The organism is Stenotrophomonas sp. 116085_Sma (assembly GCF_056479585.1).
The window spans coordinates 4,407,299-4,428,755 of sequence record NZ_CM151057.1 but is presented as its reverse complement, the minus strand read 5'-3'; the positions used below and the strand labels follow the sequence as shown (position 1 = coordinate 4,428,755).

Below are 21,457 nucleotides of genomic sequence, written 5' to 3'. Positions count from 1 at the left end.
CATGTCGGTGGGTGCGGACCGTTGGCCCGCACGCCTGCAGAACTTCAGACGATATCGTCGACCACGCCGCCATCCACGCGCAGTGCCGCACCGGATGTGGCCGAAGCCTGCGGGGACGCGAGGTACACCACCATGTTGGCCACTTCCTCGACCGTGGCAGTGCGCTGGATCACCGAAGACGGCCGGTGTGCCATGACGAATTCGCGGCCGATCTGCTCCAGCGGCTTGCCACTGCGCTGGCGTTCATCTTCGAACATTGCCGCGAAGCCATCGGACAGGGTCGGGCCGGGCAGCACCGCATTGACGGTGACACCACTGCCGGCCACGCGCTTGGCCAGGCCGCGCGACAGCGACAGCTGCGCGGTCTTGCTGACCCCGTAATGGATCATGTCGGCGGGAATGTTGCGTGCCGATTCGGAGGAGATGAACAGCACGCGGCCCCAGCCGGCGTCGACCATCGCCGGCAGCAGCGCCCGCGACAGGCGCACGCCGGACATCACGTTGGTCTGCCAGTAGCGCTCCCAGGTGGCGTCTTCGGTCTCGAAGAAGTCCTCGGGGCCGAAGATGCCGGCGTTGTTGACCAGGATGTCGACCTTGGGCAGGCCGGCCAGCAGGGTATCGACGCCGGCTGCATCGGAGAGGTCGGCGGCGACGCCGGTCACCTCGGCACCCGGAACGGCGGCGAGCACGCGCTGGCGGGCGCGTTCGACGCTGTCGGTGCTGCGGCCATTGAGAATGACCCGCGCACCCGCTGCGGCAAGACCCTGGGCGATCGCCAGGCCGATGCCGGCGGTGGATGCGGTGACCAGCGCGGTGCGGCCGGCGAGTTCGATCTTCATGGGGGCGTCCAGGAGCAGGGGAGCACCCAGTATCCGCGCGGGAACGTGATCGGGATGCAGCGCCAGGCGCAACGCGCTGTTGCGCACGGCACAGTAGATCCACGCCACGCGTGGAAGCAGCACCGGTAGCGCCGGGCATACCCGGCGGCACGTTGTCAGGTGAGCGTACGCACTGCCTCATTCGCCGCCGCCCGCACTTTCGGCAGCAACCGCAGCACCAGCGCCATCTGCGTGCGTATCAGCTGCAGCTTCGGCGGCATCGCCTCATCGATCTGTTCCAGCTCGGCGGCCACCGCGCGATCGGCATCGTTGTCATCTTCGGCGACTGGCTGGCGTGCGGCCAGGGCGGTGGCCAGCTGCTGCAGCGCCTTGCGCACGCGATCACCGGCCGCCAATGCCAGCGGATCACTGGCGTAGCTGTCCACCTGGTCGCGGTGCGCGCCAAGCGCCGAGAGGTGGCCCAGCAGGGTGTTGGACAGGGCCAGGAAGTGGAAGCCGGCATCCAGGTTGCGGCGCACGTGGCCGGGCTCACGCAGCATGTTCGACAGCGCGGTGGACAGCGCGGCATCGGCGTTGTGCATGTCGCGGCGGGCGATGCGATAGGCCAGGTCATCGCGCATGCCGCTGCGGTACTGGCCCAGCACCGAATCGAGGTAGCGCGCGGCGGTATCCAGCACCCGCGCCAGCACCCGATGCAGCTGGCGGCCCTGCCAGTCGGGCAGGATCAGGAACGCGGCGGCGGCGGCGATCGCGCAGCCCAGCAGCGTATCGACCATGCGCGGCACGATCAGCACGAAGCCATCGCCGATCAGGTTGAAGCAGGTCAGGGCCATCACGGTGATCGCCGCCGATGCCACCAGGTAGCGATCGGTACGGGTGAAGAAGAACAGCAGCGCCGACAGCAGCGCGATCAGCAGCTGTACGTGCAGCTGCGGGAACAGCTGCAGCAATGCCCAGGTGAGCACGAGGCCGGCCACGGTGCCGACGATGCGCTGCGCCAGGCGCTGGCGGGTGGCACCGAAGTTGGGTCGGCACACGAATACGATGGTCAGCAGTACCCAAGAACCGTTCTGTGCGTTGAACAGCCGGATGGCCGCGAAACCGGCGATCAGTGCCAGCGCCATGCGCAAGCCATGGCGGAACAGCACCGAGCCGGGCGTGAGCTGCTGGCGCAGGCGCACGCCCATCTCGCGCAGGGTGTGCGGATTGCTGTCGCGCAGGCGCGTATCGACATTGTCGAGGCTGGCCTCGGAGCGTTCGGCGTCCAGCAGGCGGCGCTCGATGCTGCGCAGGTTGTGCACCAGCAGGTCCAGCGAGCCCAGCAGGCGCTGCCACTGCGGGCGCTGCTGGTCGCGCAGGTAGGCCAGCGCATCGGCCAGATCGCGCCCGGCCTGCTGGTTGCTTTCGCCATACACGAACGGACGGCGCAGGCGGATCGCCTCGCCCAGCCGCGCGCAGGCCTGGCCCTGCAGGTCGAGCAGGCGCTGGCAGCGGTACAGCACGTCGCTGTGGAAGAAGGCGTCGACCAGCGCGCCATACGGGTAGTGCGAGGAGCTGGCGCGCTCGTGGAAATCCTGCGCCATGTAGTACAGGCGCAGGTACAGGCCGGAGTTCACCCCGGGCCGGCCGGAGCGGCCGAAGCGGGCCAGGATCGCCGTCTTGGCCTCGTTCAACGCGCCGACCACGCGCCGGTTCTGCTCGGCCAGATCGAGCTGGCGGCGTTGCAGGTCGGCCTCGCGCACCGGCTCGAACAGGGCGGCCTTCAGCTGCAGGTAGCGGCCCAGTTCGATGTAGAGCCGCGCCACGCGCTCGCGCACCGGGCGGTTGGCGAACAGCGTGGTCCACAGGATCGACAGCAGTCCGTACCAGACGGCACCCGCCAGCAGGTGGCTGACGGCGTCCAGCGCGCTGTGCAGATCGGTAGCGCCATGCTGCTCCAGGCCGATCATGGTGTAGATCGCCAGCGTTACCGTGGCTTGGGCGATGGATGCGTAGCGCTCGCCGAGTGCGCCGAGCAGGGTCAGGCAGAAGGTGGACAGTGCCAGCGCGCCGATGAAGATCCACGGCCACGGGAACAGCCAGATCACCGAGGCTGCAGCGATACAGAAACACAGCAGCGACAGCAGTACCGCCTTTGTCCGGCCCCACCAGTTGTCGTCGGTTTCGGCGATGGCACTGGCGATGATGCCGAGGAACACGCCCGGCAGCGCCGTGAGCGCGTCCAGATGCCAGCACACGGCAAGCGCCGCCGTCAGGGCGATGAACACCCGCAGGCCATAACTGGCCTTCTCGTGGGCCCACAAGCGGCTGAGGCGGGATTGGCGGGCGGACATGCAGGCTCGGTGGAAGGATCGAGCTCCATTATTGCGGGGTGCGCGTGAAATATGGAGTGCGGACCGTCGGTCCGCACCCACCATCCGCATCCGCCGGGCATGGCCCGGCGCTACCGTTTCAGTCGATCCGCGCCATGCGAGGATGGGCCCTTCTACGCCCGCTGCGCGCGCTTGAGCAGCTTCGCTTCGCGCTTGCGTGCACGACGTGCCCGCCAGCGTTCGGCCAGGCAGGAGAAGATCACGTACAGCGCCGGCGTGCTGAGCAGGGTCAGGCTCTGCGAGAACAGCAGGCCGCCGATCATCGCGATGCCCAGCGGACGCCGCAGCTCGGACCCTTCGCCCAGGCCGATCGCCAGCGGCACCGCCGCCAGGATCGCCACCATCGTGGTCATCATGATCGGGCGGAAGCGCACGATGCTGGCCTCGCGCGCGGCATCGCGCGGCGCCAGCCCATGCTCGCGCTGCGCCACCAGCGCGAAGTCGATCATCATGATCGCGTTCTTCTTGACGATGCCGATCAGCAGCACCAGCGCGATCATCGAGATCACCGACAACTCGGTGTTGGTGCCGAACAACGCCAGCAGCGCACCCACGCCCGCCGCCGGCAGCGTGGACAGGATGGTGACCGGGTGGATCAGGCTCTCGTAGAGCATGCCCAGCACCAGGTACACGGTCAGGATCGCGGCAAACACCAGGATCAGCATGTCGCTGGGGTCGGAGTTGAAGCCGAAACCGGCGTCATCGGCCAGGCGGATGTCGCCGGGCATGCGCATGCCGGCCACCGTGGCATCGATGATCGCCTTGGCCTCCCCCATGCTCACGTCCGGCGCCAGGTTGTAGCTCAGGTCCATCGTCGTGTACTGGTTTTCATGGGTGATCTGCGACGGCGCCAGCCCCGGTACCTGGGTCGCCACCGCGGTGATCGGCACCATGTCGCCGTTGCGCGCACGCACGTACACCTCGTCCAGCGCCGCCGGTGTGGCCGTCTGCGAGGGCAGGGCGTTGACCACCACGCTGTACTGGTTGATGTCGGAGTAGATGGTGGAGATCTGGCGCTGGCCGAACGCACCGTACAGCGCGCCATCGATGGCGCCGACGGTGATGCCCAGGCGCGCGGCCTTGGCGCGGTCGATCTCGATGTTCTGGCGCAGGCCGGCGTTGTCCACGTCGGTGCCGACGTCGCGCAGCTTCGGGTTCTTCTTCAATTCCGCCTGCAGCTTTGGCAGCCATTCCTGAAGCGATGCCAGGTCGTTGCCCTGCAGCGAGATGCGGTACTGCGCGCCCTGGCTGGAACCGCCGCCATCGTTGCTGGGAAGATCCTGGATCGCGCGCAGGCGCAGCTGCAGGTCGGGGTAACGGTCGGCCTTGGCGCTCAACCGTGCCAGCGCATGCGCGGTGGTTTCGCGGCGGCCGTCGCTGCGCGACTTCAGCTCGATGTTGAACTGTGCGCTGGAGCCCTGGCGGCCACTGCCCAGGCGCACGCCCACGGTCTTCACCGCGGGGTCGGCCATCAGCATGTCGGTGATGCGGCGCTGGCGGGCCACCATGTCCTCGAAGGACACGGTGGCACTGGAGTTGGCACGGCCCCAGATCAGGCCGGTGTCCTGCGGCGGGAACGCGCCCTTCTTCACCGCGCCGAACAGGAAGACGGTGACGCCGATCAGGATCAGCGGGGTCAGCGACAGCAGCAGCGCGTGGCGCAGCGAGAAGTCGAGGAACACGGTGTAGACGCGCAGCATGCGTTCGTGGCCGGCATCGAGCCAGCGGCCGAAGCGCGACGGCGGCGCAGCGTGATCGTGGGCGCTGAGGAAGCGGCTGCACAGCGCCGGGGTGAGCGTAAGCGAGACGATCATCGAAACCACGATCGCCGCCACCAGAGTGACGGTGAACTCGCGGAAGAACGCGCCCATCATGCCGCTGGCGAACAGCAGCGGGATGAATACCGCCACCAGAGAGGCGGTGATCGAGACGATGGTGAAGCCGATCTCGCGTGCACCGGTCAGCGCCGCCTGCATGCGCGGCATGCCCTCGTCGAGGTGGCGCATGATGTTCTCGATCACCACGATTGCGTCGTCGACAACGAAGCCGATCGCGATCACCAGCGCCAGCAGGCTCAGGTTGTTCAGGGTGAAGCCCATCACGTACATCACCAGCGCGGCACCGGCCAGCGACAGCGGCACGGTCACCGCGGCGATCAGCGTCGGTGCCAGCCGGCGCAGGAACAGCGCCATGGTCAGCACCACCATCGCCAGGCTGATCAGCAGGGTGATCTGCACTTCATGCAGCGACGAACGGATGGTCGGCGTACGGTCGAAGTACGGCGTCATCGTGGTGCCCGGCTGCAGGTAGTCGCGCAGGGTCGGGATCTGTGCCTTGACCCGGTCCACGGTCTCCACGATGTTGGCGCCGGCACGGGTGAACACGTACATCACCACCGCCGGTTTGTGGTCGAACCACGCGGCCTGGTAGGCGTCCTGCTGGCCGTCGTAGACATTGGCGACGTCCTTGAGACGGATCACCCGGCCATCGCCCTGCGTCTTGACCACCAGGTCGGCGAAGTCGGCGGCGCGCGCCACCGAGTCGTTGGCAATGATCGCGGTGGTGGTGTTGCCATCGCTGAGGAAGCCGGTGGGCGAGGTCACGTTGGCCGCGCGCACGGCGTTGCGCAGGTCATCGGCGGTCAGGCCCAGCGCGTTCATCAGGCGCAGGTTGACGTCCACGCGTACCGCTGGCGTCGAGGCACCGGCGATGTCGACCGAAGCAACGCCGCTGATCTGGCGGATGCGCTGCGCCAGCAGCGAATCGGCCACGTTGTACAGCTCGTCGGCCGACTGCGTCTGCGAGGTCAGCGCGATCGCAATCACCGGGTCGTCGTTCGGGTTCGCCTTCTGGTACATCGGCGAGCCCATGCCCGAGGGCAGGTCGGCCTGTGCCGAGTTGATCGCGGTCTGTACGTCCAGCGCGGCCGAATCGATGTTGTGGCCGCTCTGGAAGATCATGAACACCAGCGAGCTGCCTTCCGAGCTCGACGAGCGCATGCGGTCGATGCCCGGCAGCTGGCCAAGGTGGCGTTCCAGCGGCGCGGTGACCGTGGAGGCCATGGTCGCCGCATCGGCGCCGGACTGGCTGGCGTGCACGAAGATCACCGGGATCTCGATGTTCGGCAGCGCCGACACGCCCAGGCGCAGGTAGCAGATCAGGCCGACCATGAACAGGCCGATGGCCAGCAGCGCGGTGCCGATCGGGCGGCGGATGAAGGGGCCGGACAGGTTCATCGTGCGGTCCCCCGCAGCAGCGGGGCGAGGATCATGCCTGCGGCTCCTGCAGCGAACCGTTGCGCAGCGCGCGCTGTTCGCGGCGGCGGGCAAGCCATTCGGAGAAGCGCTCCATGTACAGGTAGATCACCGGCGTGGTGTACAGCGTGACCAGCTGGGACAGCAGCAGGCCGCCGACGATGGCGATGCCGAGCGGGCGGCGCAGTTCCGAGCCGATGCCGGTGCCCAGCGCCAGCGGCAGCGCACCGAGCATGGCCGCAGCGGTGGTCATCATGATCGGGCGGAAGCGCAGCAGGCAGGCACGGCGGATCGCCTCGTGCGCGTTGGCTCCGGCGCGTCGCGCCTCGATGGCGAAGTCCACCATCATGATGCCGTTCTTCTTGACGATGCCGATCAGCAGCACGATGCCCACGATGCCGTCCACCGACAGGCTCAGCCCGCACAGCATCAGCGCCAGCAGCGCGCCGACACCGGCCGGTGGCAGCGTGGAGATGATCGTGATCGGGTGGATGTAGCTCTCGTAGAGCACGCCCAGCACGATGTAGATCACCACCAGCGAGGCCAGCAGCAGCCACACCACATCGGTCTGGCTGCCGGTGAATTCGGCGGCCTTGCCGATGAACTCGGCATGCAGGTGGGTCGGCATGTCCAGGCTGTCCTTGGTCTCCTGGATTGCACGCACCGCTTCGGACAGCGAATACCCCGGCGCCACGTTGAACGAGACCGTCACCGCCGGCAGCTGCTGCTGGTGGCTGACCACCAGCGGCGCACTGCTGACCTTGCCTTCGGCCAGTGCCGACAGCGGGATGATGTTGCCGGCGCCTACCGTGATGCCGGTGTTCTGCGCGCCGATGCCGGTGGCGGTCGACGAGTTCGACGAGGTGACCTGGCCGAAGCTGGTGGCGTTGGTGCCGGTCAGTGCGCCGGCACCGTTGGAGGCGACCGCCAGCTGTTCCATCAGCGCCGTGCTGGTGCGGAACTCCGGTGCCACTTCCAGCACCACGCGGTACTGGTTGAGCTCGGTGAAGATGGTCGAGATCTGGCGCTGTCCAAACGCATCGTAGAGCGTGTCATCGATGGTCTGCATCGGCACGCCCAGCACGCTTGCCTTGTCGCGGTCGATGTTCAGCTCAAGCGCACGGCCCTGGTTGGACAGGTTGTTGTCGACGTCGGCAAGCTCCGGGCGCTTGCGCAGCGCCTCGGTCAGGCGCGTGGCCTGCTTGGCCACTTCGGCGCTGTCCACGTCCGACAGCGAGTACTGGTACTCGGTGGCGGCCACGCGGGTATCCAGGGTCACGTCCTGCACCGGCTTGAGGTACAGGGCCACGCCCGGAATGCCGGCCACTGCCTTCTGCAGGCGCGGCAGGATCTCCTCCAGGCCATCGCGCTGGCTGCGCTCCTTCAGCACGATCGACAGCTGGCCCTGGTTGAGCGTGGGGTTCATGCTGCCCGCGCCGATGAAGGCCGATACGCCGGTCACGTCCGGGTCCTGGCGCAGCGCTTCGGCCACCTGCTTGGTGCGCTGTTCCATCTGCGGGAAGGCGATGTTCTGGTCGGCCTGCACCACGCCGGTGATCAGGCCGGTGTCCTGTTCGGGCAGCAGCCCCTTGGGAATCAGCACGTACAGCAGCACGGTCAGTACCAGCGCACCGCCCGCCACGGCCAGGGTCAGGCGCTGGTGGCCCAGCACCCAGTCCAGGCTGTGCTCGTACAGGCCGACCGTGCGCGTCCACAGGTTCTGCTTGCCGGCCGCCGCTGCGCGTTCGTGCGCGTCCTCGCCCTCGGGCAGGGCGTCGGGCTTGAGCAGGTAGGCGCACATCATCGGGGTGAGCGTCAGCGAGATCAGCATCGACAGCACCACCGCGATGCTCAGCACCCAGGCGAATTCGTGGAACAGGCGGCCGGTGACGCCGGGCATCAGCAGCAGCGGCAGGAACACGGCGACCAGCGAGACGGTCAGCGACAGCACGGTGAAGCCGATCTGGCGTGCGCCGATCTCGGCCGCTTCCTTGCCACTCTTGCCCTGCTCGATGTAACGCACGATGTTCTCGATCATCACGATCGCATCGTCGACCACGAAGCCTGTGGCCACCACCAGCGCCATCAGCGAGAGGTTGTCCAGCGACATGCCGGCAAAAGCCATCACCGCGAAGGTGCCGGCCAGCGACAGCGGCACCGCCACCGAGGGAATGATCGTGGCCCACAGCCGGCGCAGGAACACGAAGATCACCGCCACCACCAGGCCGATGGTAAGGATCAGGGTGAACTGCACTTCATGCACCGAGGCGCGGATGGTCTCGGTGCGGTCGTTGAAGATCTCCAGGTGCACGTCGGCCGGCAGCACGCCCTGCAGCTGCGGCAGGATCGCGCGGATGCGCTCGACGGTCTGCACGATGTTGGCGCCCGGCTGGCGACGCACTTCCAGCAGCACCGCCGGCTTGCCATCGGCCCAGGCCGCCAGCTGGTCGTTCTCCACGCCATCGACCACCTCGGCCACGTCGGACAACCGCACCGGGCGGCCGTTCTTGTAGCTGATGATGGTGTCGCGGTACTCGGCAGCGCTGGCCAGCTGGTCGTTGGTGCCGATGCTGTAGGACTGGGTCTTGCCGTTCAACGAGCCCTTCGGCGCATTGACGTTGGCCTGGGTGAGCGCGCTGCGCAGCTGCTCCAGGGTCAGGCCCATGTTCGACAGCTGCGCCGGATTGACCTGGATGCGCACGGCCGGGCGTACGTTGCCGGCAATCGAGACCAGGCCCACGCCCTGCACCTGCGACAGGCGCTGGGCCAGGATCGAGTCGGCGTAATTGTTGACGTCACGCAGCGGGCGCGTGTCGGAGGTCAGCTTCAGGGTGACGATGGCCGCGTCGGCCGGATTCACCCGGTTGTAGACCGGCTGGTAGGGCAGCGACGAGGGCAGGGTGGCCTGGCGGATCGCCGCCTGCACGTCCTGCGCGGCGATGTCGATGTCGCGGTCCATCGAGAACTGCAGGATGATCGTCGACAACCCGGCCGACGAGTCCGACGTCATCAGTTCCAGCCCGGAGATCTGTCCGAACTGGCGCTCCAGTGGCGTGGTGACCAGCGAGGCCATGGTGGTGGCGTTGGCGCCGGGGTACTGGGTGGTGACCACCAGGCTGGGCGCATCGATTTCCGGCAGCGCCGACACCGGCAGCTTGCGGTAACCGAGGATGCCCAGCAGCAACAGGCCCGCCATCAACAGCGAGGTAGCGATCGGGCGGCGGATGAAGATCGTCGAAAAGCCCACGGACTGATCCTTGCTGGCACTTCAATGTCGGCGCCGGCAGGTCCGCCGGCGCGAGGGAGAACCGTGGCCTGCGCTCAGCGCGGACCACCACCGCGACGGCCACCGCCGCCACCGTTCTTCTGCTCGGCCGCTTTCAGCTCGGCCTCGGTCGGTGCGGCCGGGGTTTCGCCCGGCTTCAGCGCGGTGACCTTGCTGCCCGGCTTCAGGCGGAACTGGCCTTCGCTGACCACCCGCTCGCCGCCCTTCAGGCCTTCGGCAATCTGCACCTGGCTGTCGCCCACTTCCACGCCACTGCGCACGGTCTGCATCTTCACCGTGTTGTCGCCCTGCACGACGTAGACGTACTCGCCGTCCGGCCCACGCAGCACGGCCTGGGTCGGAATGACCACGCCACCGCCGATGGTGCGCAGCTGCATGCGCACGTTGACGAACTGGCCCGGCCACAGGCCGTTGTCGGTGTTGTCGAACAGCGCGCGCGCCTTGAACGTGCCGCTGTCGGCACTGATCAGGTTGTCGACCACGTCCAGCTTGCCGTCACCGGACAGCACGTGCGAATCGGCCCGGTCCAGCGCTGCCACCGGCACCGCACCGGCGGCCTGCGCCTGGCGCACGTCGCCGAGCTGGCGTTCGGGCAGGTTGAACAGCACATGGATCGGGTGGACCTGGGTCAGCGTGACCAGGGCGGTACCGGCATTGACCACGTTGCCGGCGTCGACTGCGCGGATGCCGGCGATGCCGGTGATCGGTGCGGTGACCTTGGTGTACTGCAGCTGCACCTGCGCCGAGCGCATGCTGGCCTCGTTCGCCGCGACTGCGCTCTCGTACTGTGCCACTTGGTTTCGTTGTGTATCCAGATCGGTCTTGGCGACGAACTGGCGATACTCCGGCGCATTCGAGCGCTGGTAGTTGGAGCGCGCGGTGGCCAGCAGCGCCTCGTTCTGGCGCTTGGCCGCCGCCGCCTGGTCGTAGCTGGCCTGGGCGGTGCGTGGATCGATCACTGCCAGCACGTCGCCCTTCTTCACTTCCTGGCCTTCGCGGAAGTTCAGGCTCATCAACTGGCCACCGACCTGCGGGCTGACGGTGACGGTGTTCATTGCCGTAACCGTGCCCAGCGCGCTGGCATACACCGGTACGTCCTGGCGCGTGGCCTCGACCACGGTGACCGGCACCGGGCCGGCATCCGGGTCTTCGCCACCCTGGCGCGCGCCCGCCGCTGGCTTTCCAGCCTTGTCCTTGCCCCCACCGATGACGCGCAGGCCAACCACGGCCAGCACCAGAACCGCCACGACCAGCAGCACGATCTTCCAAACACGTGACATTACGAGGACTCCGAGAGGGCTGGACCGGGCGGGACGCCGGCGGCAATGCGCAAAGCATACCTGTGCCACATCACGTTTCCTGCATGACGGATGGGACGGGCGCTAAGACCGGATCCCCCGCGGGAGGTTCCCGTGGCGCCGGTGTTGCCCTACATTCAGCTGGAACCTTCTTGCTGTGGAGATTGCGATGCGCCGTTCGCTGCTGCTGTCCGCCCTGCTGCTGGCCCTGCCGGCCCTTGCTCACGCCCAGGACGGGCAGCGCCCGGAAGTGACTGCCGCTGCGCAGCGGCTGCAGGCCAAGGTGGTCGAATGGCGCCGGGACTTCCATCAGCATCCGGAGTTGTCCAACCGCGAGGCGCGCACCTCGGCCGAGGTCGCCAAGCGCCTGCGTGCGATGGGCCTGAAGCCGAAGACCGGCATTGCCCACCACGGCGTGGTGGCGATCATCGAGGGCGGCAGGCCCGGCCCGAAGATCGCCCTGCGTGCGGACATGGACGCGCTGCCGGTGACCGAGCAGACGGGCTTGCCGTTCGCCTCCAAGGCCACCGACCAGTACCGCGGCCAGACCGTAGGCGTGATGCATGCCTGCGGCCATGACGCACACACCGCCACCTTGCTGGGCGTGGCCGAAGCGCTTGTGTCGATGAAGAAGGACCTGCCGGGCCAGGTGATGCTCATCTTCCAGCCGGCCGAGGAAGGCGCGCCGCCGCCGGAAGAGGGCGGTGCCGCACTGATGCTGAAGGAAGGCCTGTTCGCCGACTTCAAGCCGGAGGCGGTGTTCGGGCTGCACGTGTTCTCCAGTGTCCAGGCCGGGCAGATCGCGGTGCGCGGTGGCCCGCTGATGGCCGCCTCGGACCGCTTCGGGATCAAGGTGATCGGTCGCCAGACGCACGGGTCGGCGCCGTGGAACGGCGTTGACCCGATCGTGACCACCGCCGATCTGGTCGGCACCGCGCAGACCATCGTCAGCCGCCGCGCCAACCTGTCCAAGCAGCCGGCGGTGCTGACCTTCGGCGCGATCAACGGTGGCATCCGCTACAACATCATTCCCGATGAAGTGGAAATGGTCGGCACCATTCGTACCTTCGACGAGGGTATGCGCCAGCAGATCTTCGCTGACCTGCGCAACGTGGCCGAGCACACGGCCGCCGCGCACGGTGCCAAGGCGGTAACCGACATCTACGAGTCGGAAGGCAACCCGGCCACGGTGAACGACCCGGCGCTGACCGCGAAGATGCTGCCGAGCCTGCAGGCGGTGGTGGGCAAGGACAATGTGTACGAGCCGCCGCTGCAGATGGGCGCGGAGGATTTCTCGCTGTACGCGAAGGAAGTGCCGGGCATGTTCTTCTTCGTGGGTTCGACCAGCGTGGGCATCGACCCGGCGACGGCGCCGGCGAACCATTCGCCGAAGTTCCTGCTGGATGAGAAGGCACTGGATGTGGGACTGCGGGCGTTGCTGCAGGTGAGCCTGGATTACCTGCACGGTGCCGGCACTCCTGCGGGGTGAGGGGGGCCGGCAGGGCTTGCAGCCCTGCACCCGCCTAAATCAACGTCAACGTCAAAAGCGGGCATTCCGTGGGATGGCGGGGTGGGTCCGGTTGAGGGGGACGCCGTAAACCTGTGGTGGTCCAGTATTTTTGGACACTCCCAAAGGGAGTTCAGGCCACCTGCTCTTCACAAAGCGCAGGTGGCACAAGGCCGTTGGCACTGTGTAGCCGACGGTGGTTGTACCAGTCCACGAACTGCTCGATGTCTGCTGCCGCCTCCTGTCGAGTGGGGTATTTGGAGTAAAGCCATTCCCCTTTGAGGGTGGCGAAAACCCGTTCCACCACCGCGTTGTCCCAGCAGTTGCCCTTCCGGCTCATGCTCTGGGTGATGCCGTTGTCACGCAGGATTTCGGCCATGGCATGGCTGGTGTACTGCCGACCTTGATCCGAGTGGAAAAGTAGTCGCCCGTTGGGACGACGCTGTTTCAGCGCCCCGCGCAGGGCTCTGACGGCCAGCCAGGCATCCCCTTCGTGAGAGTGAGCCCAGCCCACGATCCGGCGGGCAAACAGATCCACCACGATGGCCAGATAGAGCCAGCCTTGCTGGGTCGGGATGTAGGTGATATCCCCTGCCCAGACCTGGTTGGGGGCCGCCGGGTTGAATTGGCGTTCCAACACGTTGGGCGCCGTCAGTGCCTGCGGCCCAAGGCTGTGGTACTTGTGCCGCCGGTGCTGTCGCGCCCTGACACCGGCTCGGCGCATCAGCGTCCGGGCGCGGTAGCGCCCCATGGGTAGGCCGCAGTTGGTCAGCTCCCTGGCCATCTTGCGAGAGCCACAGCTCCCCCGATGGGACTGATGAATGCGACGAACCAGATCAACCTGGGCCAGCAGCGCCCGGTCAATCCGGGGCTCCCGGTGCAGCCAGGCGTAGTAGCTGCTACGGGGATAGTCCATCAACTGACACACCAACCGGATCGGAGCGACCTTCCCCAATTCCTGGATCACCTGTTCCGGTGATCGCTGTCCCGAATGAAGAAGGCGATGGATTTTTTTAGCAGGTCGCGCTCCTCCTTGAGCCTGCGATTCTGGGCCTCCAGCTCGGCGATTCTGACCTGGGCATCCACCGGCGGTGCCTCGGCCTGAGGGTCATGCTTTCGCCGCCATTGCTCGATCCAGCGCCTCAGCGCCGTCGGGCCGACATCCATCAGCTGGCAGACGTCCCTGACTGTCTGCCCCTCCACAACGACAAGGCGAACCGCCTCATCCCTCATGCCCTGAGTGATCTGTTTTGCCATGGGTCTACCTCGATGCTCGAAATTGATCCTATCGAGTGTCCAAGTTGATTAGACCACCACAACCCGTCCTTGGGGGCTTGGCCGCGGCATCCATGCCGCGGACACCCCCTCAACCGGACCCACCCCGCCTTCGACAGTTTCCCGCGGGCTGCCGGAACGACATCCTGCTTTGGTGGGTGTCGACCTTGGTCGACACGGCGGACGTCATGAACGTCTGAAGGATCGGCTTTTGATTTTGATTTTGATTTTCTGATCTTTCCCGTGGTGGCGCGGGAAATTGTCCGTGGCCGGGAGGGTGGGTTGGCTGGGGGCGTGAGCCGCATGGATGCGGCGACCGAGCCTCCATGGACGGATTCACGGCGTCCCCCAGCCAAGCCACCCTCCCGACCAACCCCGGCATCCGGCAACACAACCACCACGGAGGGGCTCCGCCGTTGGCCGGCCCGGCCGAAGGCCCGCCCTCCGCGCGATACAATGCCCGCCATGAACACCCCACAGGATTCCAGCCTCGGTCGCGAGGTCAGTTACCCGTCGCAGTACGATCCCGGCCTGCTGTTTCCCATCCCCCGCAGCGGCGCCCGCGCCGAGATCGGTCTCGATGACGCCGCGCTGCCGTTCGTCGGCCACGACCGCTGGCATGCCTTCGAGCTGAGCTGGCTCGACCCGCGCGGCAAGCCGCAGGTGGCCGTGGCCACCGTGCAGGTGCCGTGCACCTCGCCACGGCTGATCGAATCGAAGTCGTTCAAGCTGTACCTCAATTCCCTCAACAGCACCCGCATCGACAGCGCCGAGGCACTGCGTGCGCGCATCGTGGCGGATCTGTCGGATTGCGCCGGTGCGCCGGTCCAGGTCGAGTTCGGCCTGCCGGGCCTGCGCGAGACGCCACTCGGTGAATCCATCGACGGGCTGGAACTGGAGATCGACTGCTACGGCCCGCCGCAGGCCGACTTCCTCTCGGCCGATGCCGGTGAAGTGGTGGAAGAGACCCTGGTCTCGGCGCTTCTGAAGTCCAACTGCCCGGTCACCGGCCAGCCGGACTGGGCCACGGTCAGCCTGCGTTACCGCGGGCCGAGGATCGACCGTGCCGGCCTGCTGCGCTATCTGGTCAGCTACCGCGAACACGCCGAGTTCCACGAGCAGTGCGTTGAGCGGATCTTCAGCGAGGTGTCCGCGCGCTGCCAGCCGCAATGGCTGGAAGTGGAAGCCCGCTACACCCGCCGTGGCGGCCTGGACATCAACCCGTGGCGCGCCAGCCCCGGCATCGTCGCCCCGGCAGCGACCTACCGCGAACTGCGCCAGTAACCGCCGCCGCAGGCGGTTACGGGTAGCGCCGGGCCACGCCCGGCGAGCGCAGCGGCCACCTTCCGCCTCGATTGTTCAGCCGCCCCCCGGGGCGGCTTCACATCTGCACCATCCCCGTTTAACAACCGCCATGGCAACGTGCGAGCCACGTAGTCATGCAGACGGGAGTTGTGGATGAGTACCGAGAAGAAAGCCGATTTCTCCGGCGTCAGCGCCAGCGTCGACAGTACCGCCGAGCAGGTGCCGAAGGCGGACTTCTCCGGCGTCAGCGCTTCGGTGGACAGCACCGCCGAGATCGTCAGCGGCGGCACCTACACCGTGCAGAAGGGCGACTCGCTGTCGAAGATCGCCAAGCAGCATCTGGGCGACGCCAACGCCTGGAAGAAGATCTTCGAAGCCAACCGAGATGTGCTTGACGACCCGGACAAGATTTTCCCGGGCCAGACCCTGAAGCTGCCGCCGAAGTAAGCCGGCGTTCGAACGCCGTCCGACAATCCCTGGGAGGAACCCCGAATGATCAAGACCACCCCGCTCCAGACCGCCCTGATCGCCGCCCTGCTGGGCAGTGTCGCCCTGGTCGGTTGCAAGAAGAAGGAAGAGTCGACCGACACCAACGCCGCTCCGGCTGCCACGGCTCCAGCCGAGCCGGCAGCGCCGGCGCCGATGACCGGTGCACCGCCGCCGATGGCGGAAGCTGCTGCGGTCAGCGTTTCCACAGTCACCGTGGGCAAGACCGCTGCCGCCGACAAGTCGGTCGCCCCAGCTGCACTGTTCTCGCCGAAGGATGACGTCATCGTCTCGGTCAAGACCGATGGCGCTGCCAACAACGTCAATGTCGGCGCCAAGCTGACCTTCCAGGACGGCCAGGTGGCCGGCGAACAGACCGCGACCCTGAATGCCAGCGGCGCGGAGACCACCAACGTCACGTTCAAGAATGCAAAGGGCTGGCCGGCCGGCAAGTACCGCGCCGAGGTCATGGTCGATGGCAAGGCGGCCGGAACGCCGCAGGAGTTCGAGGTCAAGTAAGTCCTGCCGACTCTCTCCCGGCAGGACTCACGATGGACGCAGCCGCGAGGCTGCGTCCTTTTTTATTGGGCGACGGTTGGCTTCATCCACGCATGGCGTGGATCTACCGATGCTGGGGCTGGGTTTCATCCACGCGTGGATGGATCACACCGTTGCCGCCGTGCAGTACCGCCGCGTATGGCGCGGCTTTGCCCCGCGCGGCTGAAAACGCGACAATGCAGGGGTTTCCCCGCCGCGCGCCCACCCTGACGGCGACGGGGGAAAGCGACACGGTTGCACGTGGCCCGGCGCTGGCGCCGGCCTTCCCCTGAGCATTGCTACAGAGTCCAAGTCCCCCATGTCCAAGATCCTCTATACGCTGACCGACGAAGCCCCGTTCCTGGCCACCCAGTCGCTGCTGCCGATCGTCGACGCCTACACCGCCACTGCCGGCATCGTGGTGGAAACCCGTGACATCTCGCTGTCCGGCCGCATCCTGTCGCAGTTCCCGGAACTGCTGTCCGATGCACAGAAGGTCAGCGACGACCTGGCCGAGCTGGGCCAGCTGGCGACCACCCCGGACGCCAACATCATCAAGCTGCCGAACATCTCCGCTTCGGTGCCGCAGCTGAAGGCGGCCATCAAGGAACTGCAGGACCAGGGTTACCCGCTGCCGGATTACCCGGAAACCCCGGCTGACGACCAGCAGCGCGACTACAAGGCGCGCTACGACAAGGTCAAGGGCAGTGCAGTGAACCCGGTGCTGCGTGAAGGCAACTCCGACCGCCGCGCACCGCTGTCGGTGAAGAACTACGCGCGCAAGCACCCGCATCGCATGGGCGCCTGGGCGTCGGATTCGAAGTCGCATGTCGCGCACATGGCCGCCGGCGATTTCTACGGCAGCGAGAAGTCGGCCACCCTGGCCAATGCCGGTTCGCTGAAGATCACCTTCCACGGCAAGGACGGCAGCGCCGTCGTGCTGAAGGAAAAGACCGCGGTCAAGGCCGGCGAGATCGTCGATGCCGCGGTGATGAGCCGCAAGGCACTGGCCGCGTTCATCGGTGAGCAGATCGCCGATGCCAAGGCCCAGGGCGTGCTGTTCTCGCTGCACCTGAAGGCGACCATGATGAAGGTCTCCGACCCGATCATGTTCGGCGTGGCGGTCAACGAGTTCTACAAGGACGTGCTGGCCAAGCACGCCGACGTGCTCAAGCAGGCCGGTTTCGACGCCAACAACGGCATCGGTGACCTGGCCGCGCGCCTGTCGTCGCTGCCGGAAGCCACCCGCGCCGCGATCGAAGCCGACCTGGCCGCCGAGTACGCACAGCGTCCAGGCGTGGCCATGGTCAATTCGGACAAGGGCATCACCAACCTGCACGTGCCGAGCGATGTGATCGTCGACGCCTCGATGCCGGCGATGATCCGCGACTCCGGCAAGATGTGGAACGCCGAAGGCAAGCTGCAGGACACCAAGGCGGTCATTCCGGACCGCTGCTACGCTGGCGTGTACCAGGCCGTCATCGACGACTGCAAGGCGCACGGCGCCTTCGACCCGGCCACCATGGGCTCGGTGCCGAACGTCGGCCTGATGGCGCAGAAGGCCGAAGAATACGGTTCGCACGACAAGACCTTCCAGATCGCCGCCGACGGCGTGGTCAAGGTCACCGACGATGCCGGCAACGTGGTGTTCGAACACGCCGTGGAAGCCGGTGACATCTGGCGCATGTGCCAGACCAAGGACGCGCCGATCCAGGACTGGGTGAAGCTGGCCGTCGAACGCGCCCGCCTTAGCAGCACCCCGGCCGTGTTCTGGCTGGATGCCGCCCGTGCCCACGACGCACAGGTCATCGCCAAGGTCGAGCAGTACCTGAAGGACCACGACACCAACGGCCTGGACATCCGCATCCTGCCGCCGGTGGAAGCGACCGCGTTCTCGCTGGACCGCATCCGCAAGGGTGAGGACACCATTTCGGTGACCGGCAACGTGCTGCGCGACTACCTGACCGACCTGTTCCCGATCATGGAACTGGGCACCAGCGCCAAGATGCTGTCGATCGTGCCGCTGATGGCCGGTGGCGGCCTGTTCGAGACCGGCGCCGGTGGTTCGGCCCCGAAGCATGTGCAGCAGTTCGTCGAAGAGGACTACCTGCGCTGGGATTCGCTGGGTGAGTTCCTGGCCCTGGCCGCGTCGCTGGAACACCTGGGCAACCGCTACGACAACGCTGCCGCCCGTGTGCTGGCCAAGGCGCTGGACGAAGCCAACGGCCAGTTCCTGGACAACGACAAGTCGCCGTCGCGCAAGCTGGGTGGCATCGACAACCGTGGCAGCCATTTCTACATCGCGTTGTACTGGGCCCAGGCGCTGGCCGCGCAGGACGAAGATGCTGCGCTGAAGGCACGCTTCGCACCGCTGGCCAAGGCGCTGACCGACAACGAGCAGAAGATTGTTGAAGAGCTGATCGCTGTGCAGGGCAAGGCCGTGGACATCGGCGGCTACTACCGCCCGGACGTGGCCAAGGCCGGCAAGGCGATGCGCCCGAGCGCGACCTTCAACGCCGCGCTGGAGCAGCTGCGCGGCTGATACATCGCCGCTTGGTCGTGACACCGGAACCCGCGCCTCGGCGCGGGTTTCTTTTTGCCTCCGGGGTCAGATCCCTTCTGCGCGCAAAAGGGATCTGACCCCAATCTGCTTTGGGGGTCGGATCCCTCTGCCCGCAGAGGGCTCCGACCCCATCCCCCAGCGACCAGAACCGTGAAATCCGTCAACCGGCGTAATGCCGTCAAGAGGGCATGAAACTTGCCCACGATGGCGGTCGCAGAATGGATCGGCACGGTTCTGCAGCCGCCTTCAATCTGAGCAATCGATCACGACGGTTGCCTCCAGCGATGCCCTAGCCTTGGCGACGCGAGACCACCGGGGAGGTGGTCGCACGGGGAACACCGATGGCACGCGTGCTGGTAGTGGGAACCGACATCCAGGGCGAGCAAGCCCTGCTGCAGCGGCTGCGACTGGCCTCGGCCCTGCCTGATGGCCAGATCCGTCGCAGCCAGGACCTGGACGACTGCGACCTGCTGGTCATCCGCGATACACCGGCGCTGCGCAATGCAGCCCTGCGCATGCGCCAGCAACGACCGCGACTGCAGTGCTGGATCGAGGATCTGGGGGGCCAGCTGCGCGACGGCGATGGCCACCAGGACGTACTTGATGACGGAGCCATCGGCCGCGCGCTGCGCGGGATGCAGTTGGCAGTGGAGCCTCTGGCCATGCAGGCACCCGCACCGATCCGCCTGGCCGATGGTGCACACGCCATCACCCGCCTCCTGCGCGAGCGGCTGCCGTTGCGCCAGGGCCAGGCCCTGCTCTGCGATGCCGGCGAGCCGATACTGCTGATGGACCTGGAGCACGACCAGGCGGTGCTGCTGCAGGAGCCTGCCGCTGCGCTGGTCGAACGCCTGGCCGATGCCTTCGAACGCCTGCAGCTGGATGCGCTCACGCCAGCGCGCCTGCAGGCCCTGGCCGCTGATCGGCCGCGGCAGCCGCTGCGGCCCCTGCTGTGGCAGTGGGCACAGCGCAGCCGCCATTGGCAGGCGCTGGACGAGCGCTTGCGTGGTGCTTCGGTGAAGCTGCTGCGCTGGCCCGACTTCCGTGTGCTGGGCCATGACCACGATGGCTTCCGGCTGTGCTCGCTGCTGCTCAAGCGCGCGTGCACGGTGGACGAGTGCGCGATGCTGCTCGAGCTGCCAGCCGCTGCCGTGCGCGACTTCATCCATGCCGCCTACCTGTGCGGCTATGCGCAGCTGCAGGCAGCGCCGGCGGTAGCGCTGTCGGCAGGTGCTGCCGGCACCGACAACGGCCTGCTCGCCCGCCTGTGGCGGCACCTGCGCGGGAGCGAGCGCAATGCGTGAGCACAAGGTGGTGGTGCTCGGTGGCATGGGCAGTGGCAAATCGACCCTGGTGCGCAGCATCGCGGCCGGGGCGGTGATCGATACCGATGTGGCCAACAGTGACCGCGTCGGTGCCGACAAGGCGTCCACCACCGTCGCCCTGGACTATGCCGATATCGACCTGCCCAATGGCGAGCGTCTGCGCCTGTACGGCACGCCGGGCCAGCAGCGCTTCGATTTCCTCTGGCCGATCCTGCTGCAGGGCGCCCGCGGCGCCGTGCTGCTTCTGGACGCGCGGCGCGCGGGCGTGGTTGCCGAACTGGAGGATTACCTGCAGGTGCTGCGGCCGTTCGCATCGTCATTGGCACTGGTGGTGGCCGTCACCCATCTCGACCAGGCGCCGCACGCCGCGCTGGATGACTGGGCTGCACGCGCCAGCCTCGATGATCAACCGCTGCCCTTGCTGGCAGTGGATGCCCGCGACCGCGAACAGGGATTGCTGCTGATGGATGTATTGATGGGCGAGATGGAAGCGCACGCACTGGTGGCCGCGCATGGCTGACGGGCAGGTGGCGGTACTGCCCGATGCCGGCCAGCGTGAGCGCCTGCAGCCGCTGCTGCAGGACCTGCGGCAGCGGGTGGAAGGCGTACGCACGGTGGTGCTGGCCAGTGTCGATGGCTTCGCCCTGGTCAGTGCCGGTGCCGAAGGGCGTGGTGAACGCCTGGCAGCGATGACCAGCGCGATGCTGGCGCTGGCCGCAGCGGTGGGGCGCGAACTGGTGCTGGGCGATCTGCAGACACTGATGCTGGAGGCCGCGGGCGGAAAGGTACTGATGCTGGCGATCCAGGCCGAAGGGCGTGCACCGCTGCTGCTGATGGCGGCCTGCGACCAGCGCAGCGTGATCGGCCAGGTGCTGTGGCAGAGCAGGGAATGTGGCCAGGCGATCCTGGCTGAACTCGGCGGATCGTGAGCCCGGCCGCAGGGGAACGAGGGGCTCGAACCAACATCGACAAGGGGTGCGACGTGGCTGGATTGAATGAATCGTTGAACGCACTGATGGGCATTGACGGCGCGCAGGCAGTGGCGCTGGTCGACTACGAAAGCGGCATGTTGCTGGGCGAGGCCGGTGCCGGCATGGACATGGAAGTGGCCGCCGCCGGCAACACCGAAGTGATCCGCGCAAAGATGAAGACCGCCGCATCGCTGAATCTCAACGACAGCATCGAGGACATCCTGATCTCGCTGGGCAAGGCGTACCACATCATGCGCCCGGTGGCGAAGAAGAAGGGGCTGTTCTTCTACATCGTGCTCGACCGTACCAAGTCCAACCTGGCCCTGGCCCGGCGCAAGGTGCAGGACGTGGAGGCCGATCTGGCGATCTGAAGCGCCGGCTTCTGTGGAGCCGAGCATGGGCTCGGCTCCACAGGAGAGCGAAACGTCATGCTCGGCTG

The 21,457-nt window shown here is 67.0% G+C and carries 16 protein-coding genes; 9 read left to right on the top strand and 7 right to left on the bottom strand.

The features are described 5' to 3' along the window. Positions 1–44: 44 nt before the first annotated feature. The 5 genes from ACZK0Z_RS20485 to ACZK0Z_RS20465 all read right to left on the bottom strand — a co-directional run bounded on the left by ACZK0Z_RS20485 (position 45) and on the right by ACZK0Z_RS20465 (position 11,031). The gene (locus tag ACZK0Z_RS20485) at positions 45–839 is read right to left on the bottom strand and encodes an SDR family NAD(P)-dependent oxidoreductase (RefSeq protein ID WP_197620076.1); all 795 of its coding nucleotides are present in this window, start codon (positions 837–839) and stop codon (positions 45–47) included. A gap of 155 nt (positions 840–994) precedes the next feature. Continuing rightward, positions 995–3,172, bottom strand: coding sequence for a YccS family putative transporter (gene yccS / locus ACZK0Z_RS20480; protein WP_049427333.1), 2,178 nt, complete (start codon positions 3,170–3,172; stop codon positions 995–997). A gap of 152 nt (positions 3,173–3,324) precedes the next feature. Next, on the bottom strand, positions 3,325–6,447 hold the full coding sequence (locus tag ACZK0Z_RS20475) for an efflux RND transporter permease subunit (protein ID WP_197633758.1): 3,123 nt from the start codon (positions 6,445–6,447) through the stop codon (positions 3,325–3,327). Between the two features lie 31 nt (positions 6,448–6,478). Further along, a complete protein-coding gene (locus ACZK0Z_RS20470) occupies positions 6,479–9,712 on the bottom strand; it encodes an efflux RND transporter permease subunit (protein ID WP_197633757.1) in 3,234 nt (1,077 codons plus the stop codon). A gap of 74 nt (positions 9,713–9,786) precedes the next feature. Beyond that, a complete protein-coding gene (locus tag ACZK0Z_RS20465) occupies positions 9,787–11,031 on the bottom strand; it encodes an efflux RND transporter periplasmic adaptor subunit (protein WP_049427327.1) in 1,245 nt (414 codons plus the stop codon). A 187-nt stretch (positions 11,032–11,218) separates the two neighbouring features. Between ACZK0Z_RS20465 and ACZK0Z_RS20460 the strand changes: the two genes are divergently transcribed. Further along, complete coding sequence (locus tag ACZK0Z_RS20460) at positions 11,219–12,538, top strand: M20 family metallopeptidase (protein ID WP_197633756.1); 1,320 nt, start codon at positions 11,219–11,221, stop codon at positions 12,536–12,538. A gap of 151 nt (positions 12,539–12,689) precedes the next feature. Here the strand turns inward: ACZK0Z_RS20460 and ACZK0Z_RS20455 are convergent, their stop codons facing one another. After that, positions 12,690–13,523 (bottom strand): IS3 family transposase, encoded by an 834-nt coding sequence (locus ACZK0Z_RS20455; protein WP_404830271.1) that lies wholly within the window; start codon positions 13,521–13,523, stop codon positions 12,690–12,692. Continuing rightward, positions 13,520–13,813, bottom strand: a complete 294-nt coding sequence (locus ACZK0Z_RS20450; protein WP_019338990.1) for a transposase — start codon at positions 13,811–13,813, stop codon at positions 13,520–13,522. Before ACZK0Z_RS20450 ends, ACZK0Z_RS20455 begins: the two co-directional genes overlap by 4 nt. A 483-nt stretch (positions 13,814–14,296) precedes the next feature. On the opposite strand from ACZK0Z_RS20450, the gene queF reads away from it, so the two are divergent. The 8 genes from queF (at position 14,297) to ACZK0Z_RS20410 (ending at position 21,389) form a co-directional block, all read left to right on the top strand. Further along, positions 14,297–15,115 (top strand): NADPH-dependent 7-cyano-7-deazaguanine reductase QueF, encoded by an 819-nt coding sequence (gene queF, locus ACZK0Z_RS20445; RefSeq protein ID WP_049429005.1) that lies wholly within the window; start codon positions 14,297–14,299, stop codon positions 15,113–15,115. A 174-nt stretch (positions 15,116–15,289) separates the two neighbouring features. Further along, positions 15,290–15,583: a LysM peptidoglycan-binding domain-containing protein gene (locus ACZK0Z_RS20440; RefSeq protein ID WP_005411287.1), complete on the top strand. Its 294-nt coding sequence runs from the start codon at positions 15,290–15,292 to the stop codon at positions 15,581–15,583. A gap of 45 nt (positions 15,584–15,628) precedes the next feature. Further along, positions 15,629–16,141, top strand: a complete 513-nt coding sequence (locus ACZK0Z_RS20435; RefSeq protein WP_099555121.1) for a hypothetical protein — start codon at positions 15,629–15,631, stop codon at positions 16,139–16,141. Between the two features lie 337 nt (positions 16,142–16,478). After that, entirely contained in the window at positions 16,479–18,701 is a 2,223-nt protein-coding gene (locus ACZK0Z_RS20430; RefSeq protein WP_197633162.1) for an NADP-dependent isocitrate dehydrogenase, read from the top strand. A 362-nt stretch (positions 18,702–19,063) separates the two neighbouring features. Beyond that, positions 19,064–20,026 (top strand): hypothetical protein, encoded by a 963-nt coding sequence (locus tag ACZK0Z_RS20425; RefSeq protein WP_049429002.1) that lies wholly within the window; start codon positions 19,064–19,066, stop codon positions 20,024–20,026. Beyond that, a complete protein-coding gene (locus tag ACZK0Z_RS20420; protein WP_049429001.1) occupies positions 20,019–20,567 on the top strand; it encodes a GTP-binding protein in 549 nt (182 codons plus the stop codon). Before ACZK0Z_RS20425 ends, ACZK0Z_RS20420 begins: the two co-directional genes overlap by 8 nt. Beyond that, positions 20,560–20,976: a roadblock/LC7 domain-containing protein gene (locus ACZK0Z_RS20415; protein ID WP_049429000.1), complete on the top strand. Its 417-nt coding sequence runs from the start codon at positions 20,560–20,562 to the stop codon at positions 20,974–20,976. The genes ACZK0Z_RS20420 and ACZK0Z_RS20415 overlap by 8 nt, the downstream gene beginning before the upstream one ends. A 53-nt stretch (positions 20,977–21,029) precedes the next feature. After that, positions 21,030–21,389 (top strand): hypothetical protein, encoded by a 360-nt coding sequence (locus tag ACZK0Z_RS20410; protein ID WP_049424080.1) that lies wholly within the window; start codon positions 21,030–21,032, stop codon positions 21,387–21,389. Positions 21,390–21,457: the final 68 nt, after the last annotated feature.

Excerpts from the sequence above, each read along its gene's own strand:
- ACZK0Z_RS20430 (WP_197633162.1), top strand. The coding sequence starts at position 16,479 with ATGTCCAAGATCCTCTATACGCTGACCGACGAAGCCCCGTTCCTGGCC.
- ACZK0Z_RS20460 (WP_197633756.1), top strand. The coding sequence starts at position 11,219 with ATGCGCCGTTCGCTGCTGCTGTCCGCCCTGCTGCTGGCCCTGCCGGCC.
- queF (WP_049429005.1), top strand. The coding sequence starts at position 14,297 with ATGAACACCCCACAGGATTCCAGCCTCGGTCGCGAGGTCAGTTACCCG.
- ACZK0Z_RS20435 (WP_099555121.1), top strand. The coding sequence starts at position 15,629 with ATGATCAAGACCACCCCGCTCCAGACCGCCCTGATCGCCGCCCTGCTG.
- ACZK0Z_RS20450 (WP_019338990.1), bottom strand. The coding sequence starts at position 13,813 with ATGGCAAAACAGATCACTCAGGGCATGAGGGATGAGGCGGTTCGCCTT.
- ACZK0Z_RS20465 (WP_049427327.1), bottom strand. The coding sequence starts at position 11,031 with ATGTCACGTGTTTGGAAGATCGTGCTGCTGGTCGTGGCGGTTCTGGTG.
- ACZK0Z_RS20440 (WP_005411287.1), top strand. The coding sequence starts at position 15,290 with ATGAGTACCGAGAAGAAAGCCGATTTCTCCGGCGTCAGCGCCAGCGTC.
- yccS (WP_049427333.1), bottom strand. The coding sequence starts at position 3,172 with ATGTCCGCCCGCCAATCCCGCCTCAGCCGCTTGTGGGCCCACGAGAAG.
- ACZK0Z_RS20420 (WP_049429001.1), top strand. The coding sequence starts at position 20,019 with ATGCGTGAGCACAAGGTGGTGGTGCTCGGTGGCATGGGCAGTGGCAAA.
- ACZK0Z_RS20425 (WP_049429002.1), top strand. The coding sequence starts at position 19,064 with ATGGCACGCGTGCTGGTAGTGGGAACCGACATCCAGGGCGAGCAAGCC.
- ACZK0Z_RS20415 (WP_049429000.1), top strand. The coding sequence starts at position 20,560 with ATGGCTGACGGGCAGGTGGCGGTACTGCCCGATGCCGGCCAGCGTGAG.
- ACZK0Z_RS20485 (WP_197620076.1), bottom strand. The coding sequence starts at position 839 with ATGAAGATCGAACTCGCCGGCCGCACCGCGCTGGTCACCGCATCCACC.
- ACZK0Z_RS20475 (WP_197633758.1), bottom strand. The coding sequence starts at position 6,447 with ATGAACCTGTCCGGCCCCTTCATCCGCCGCCCGATCGGCACCGCGCTG.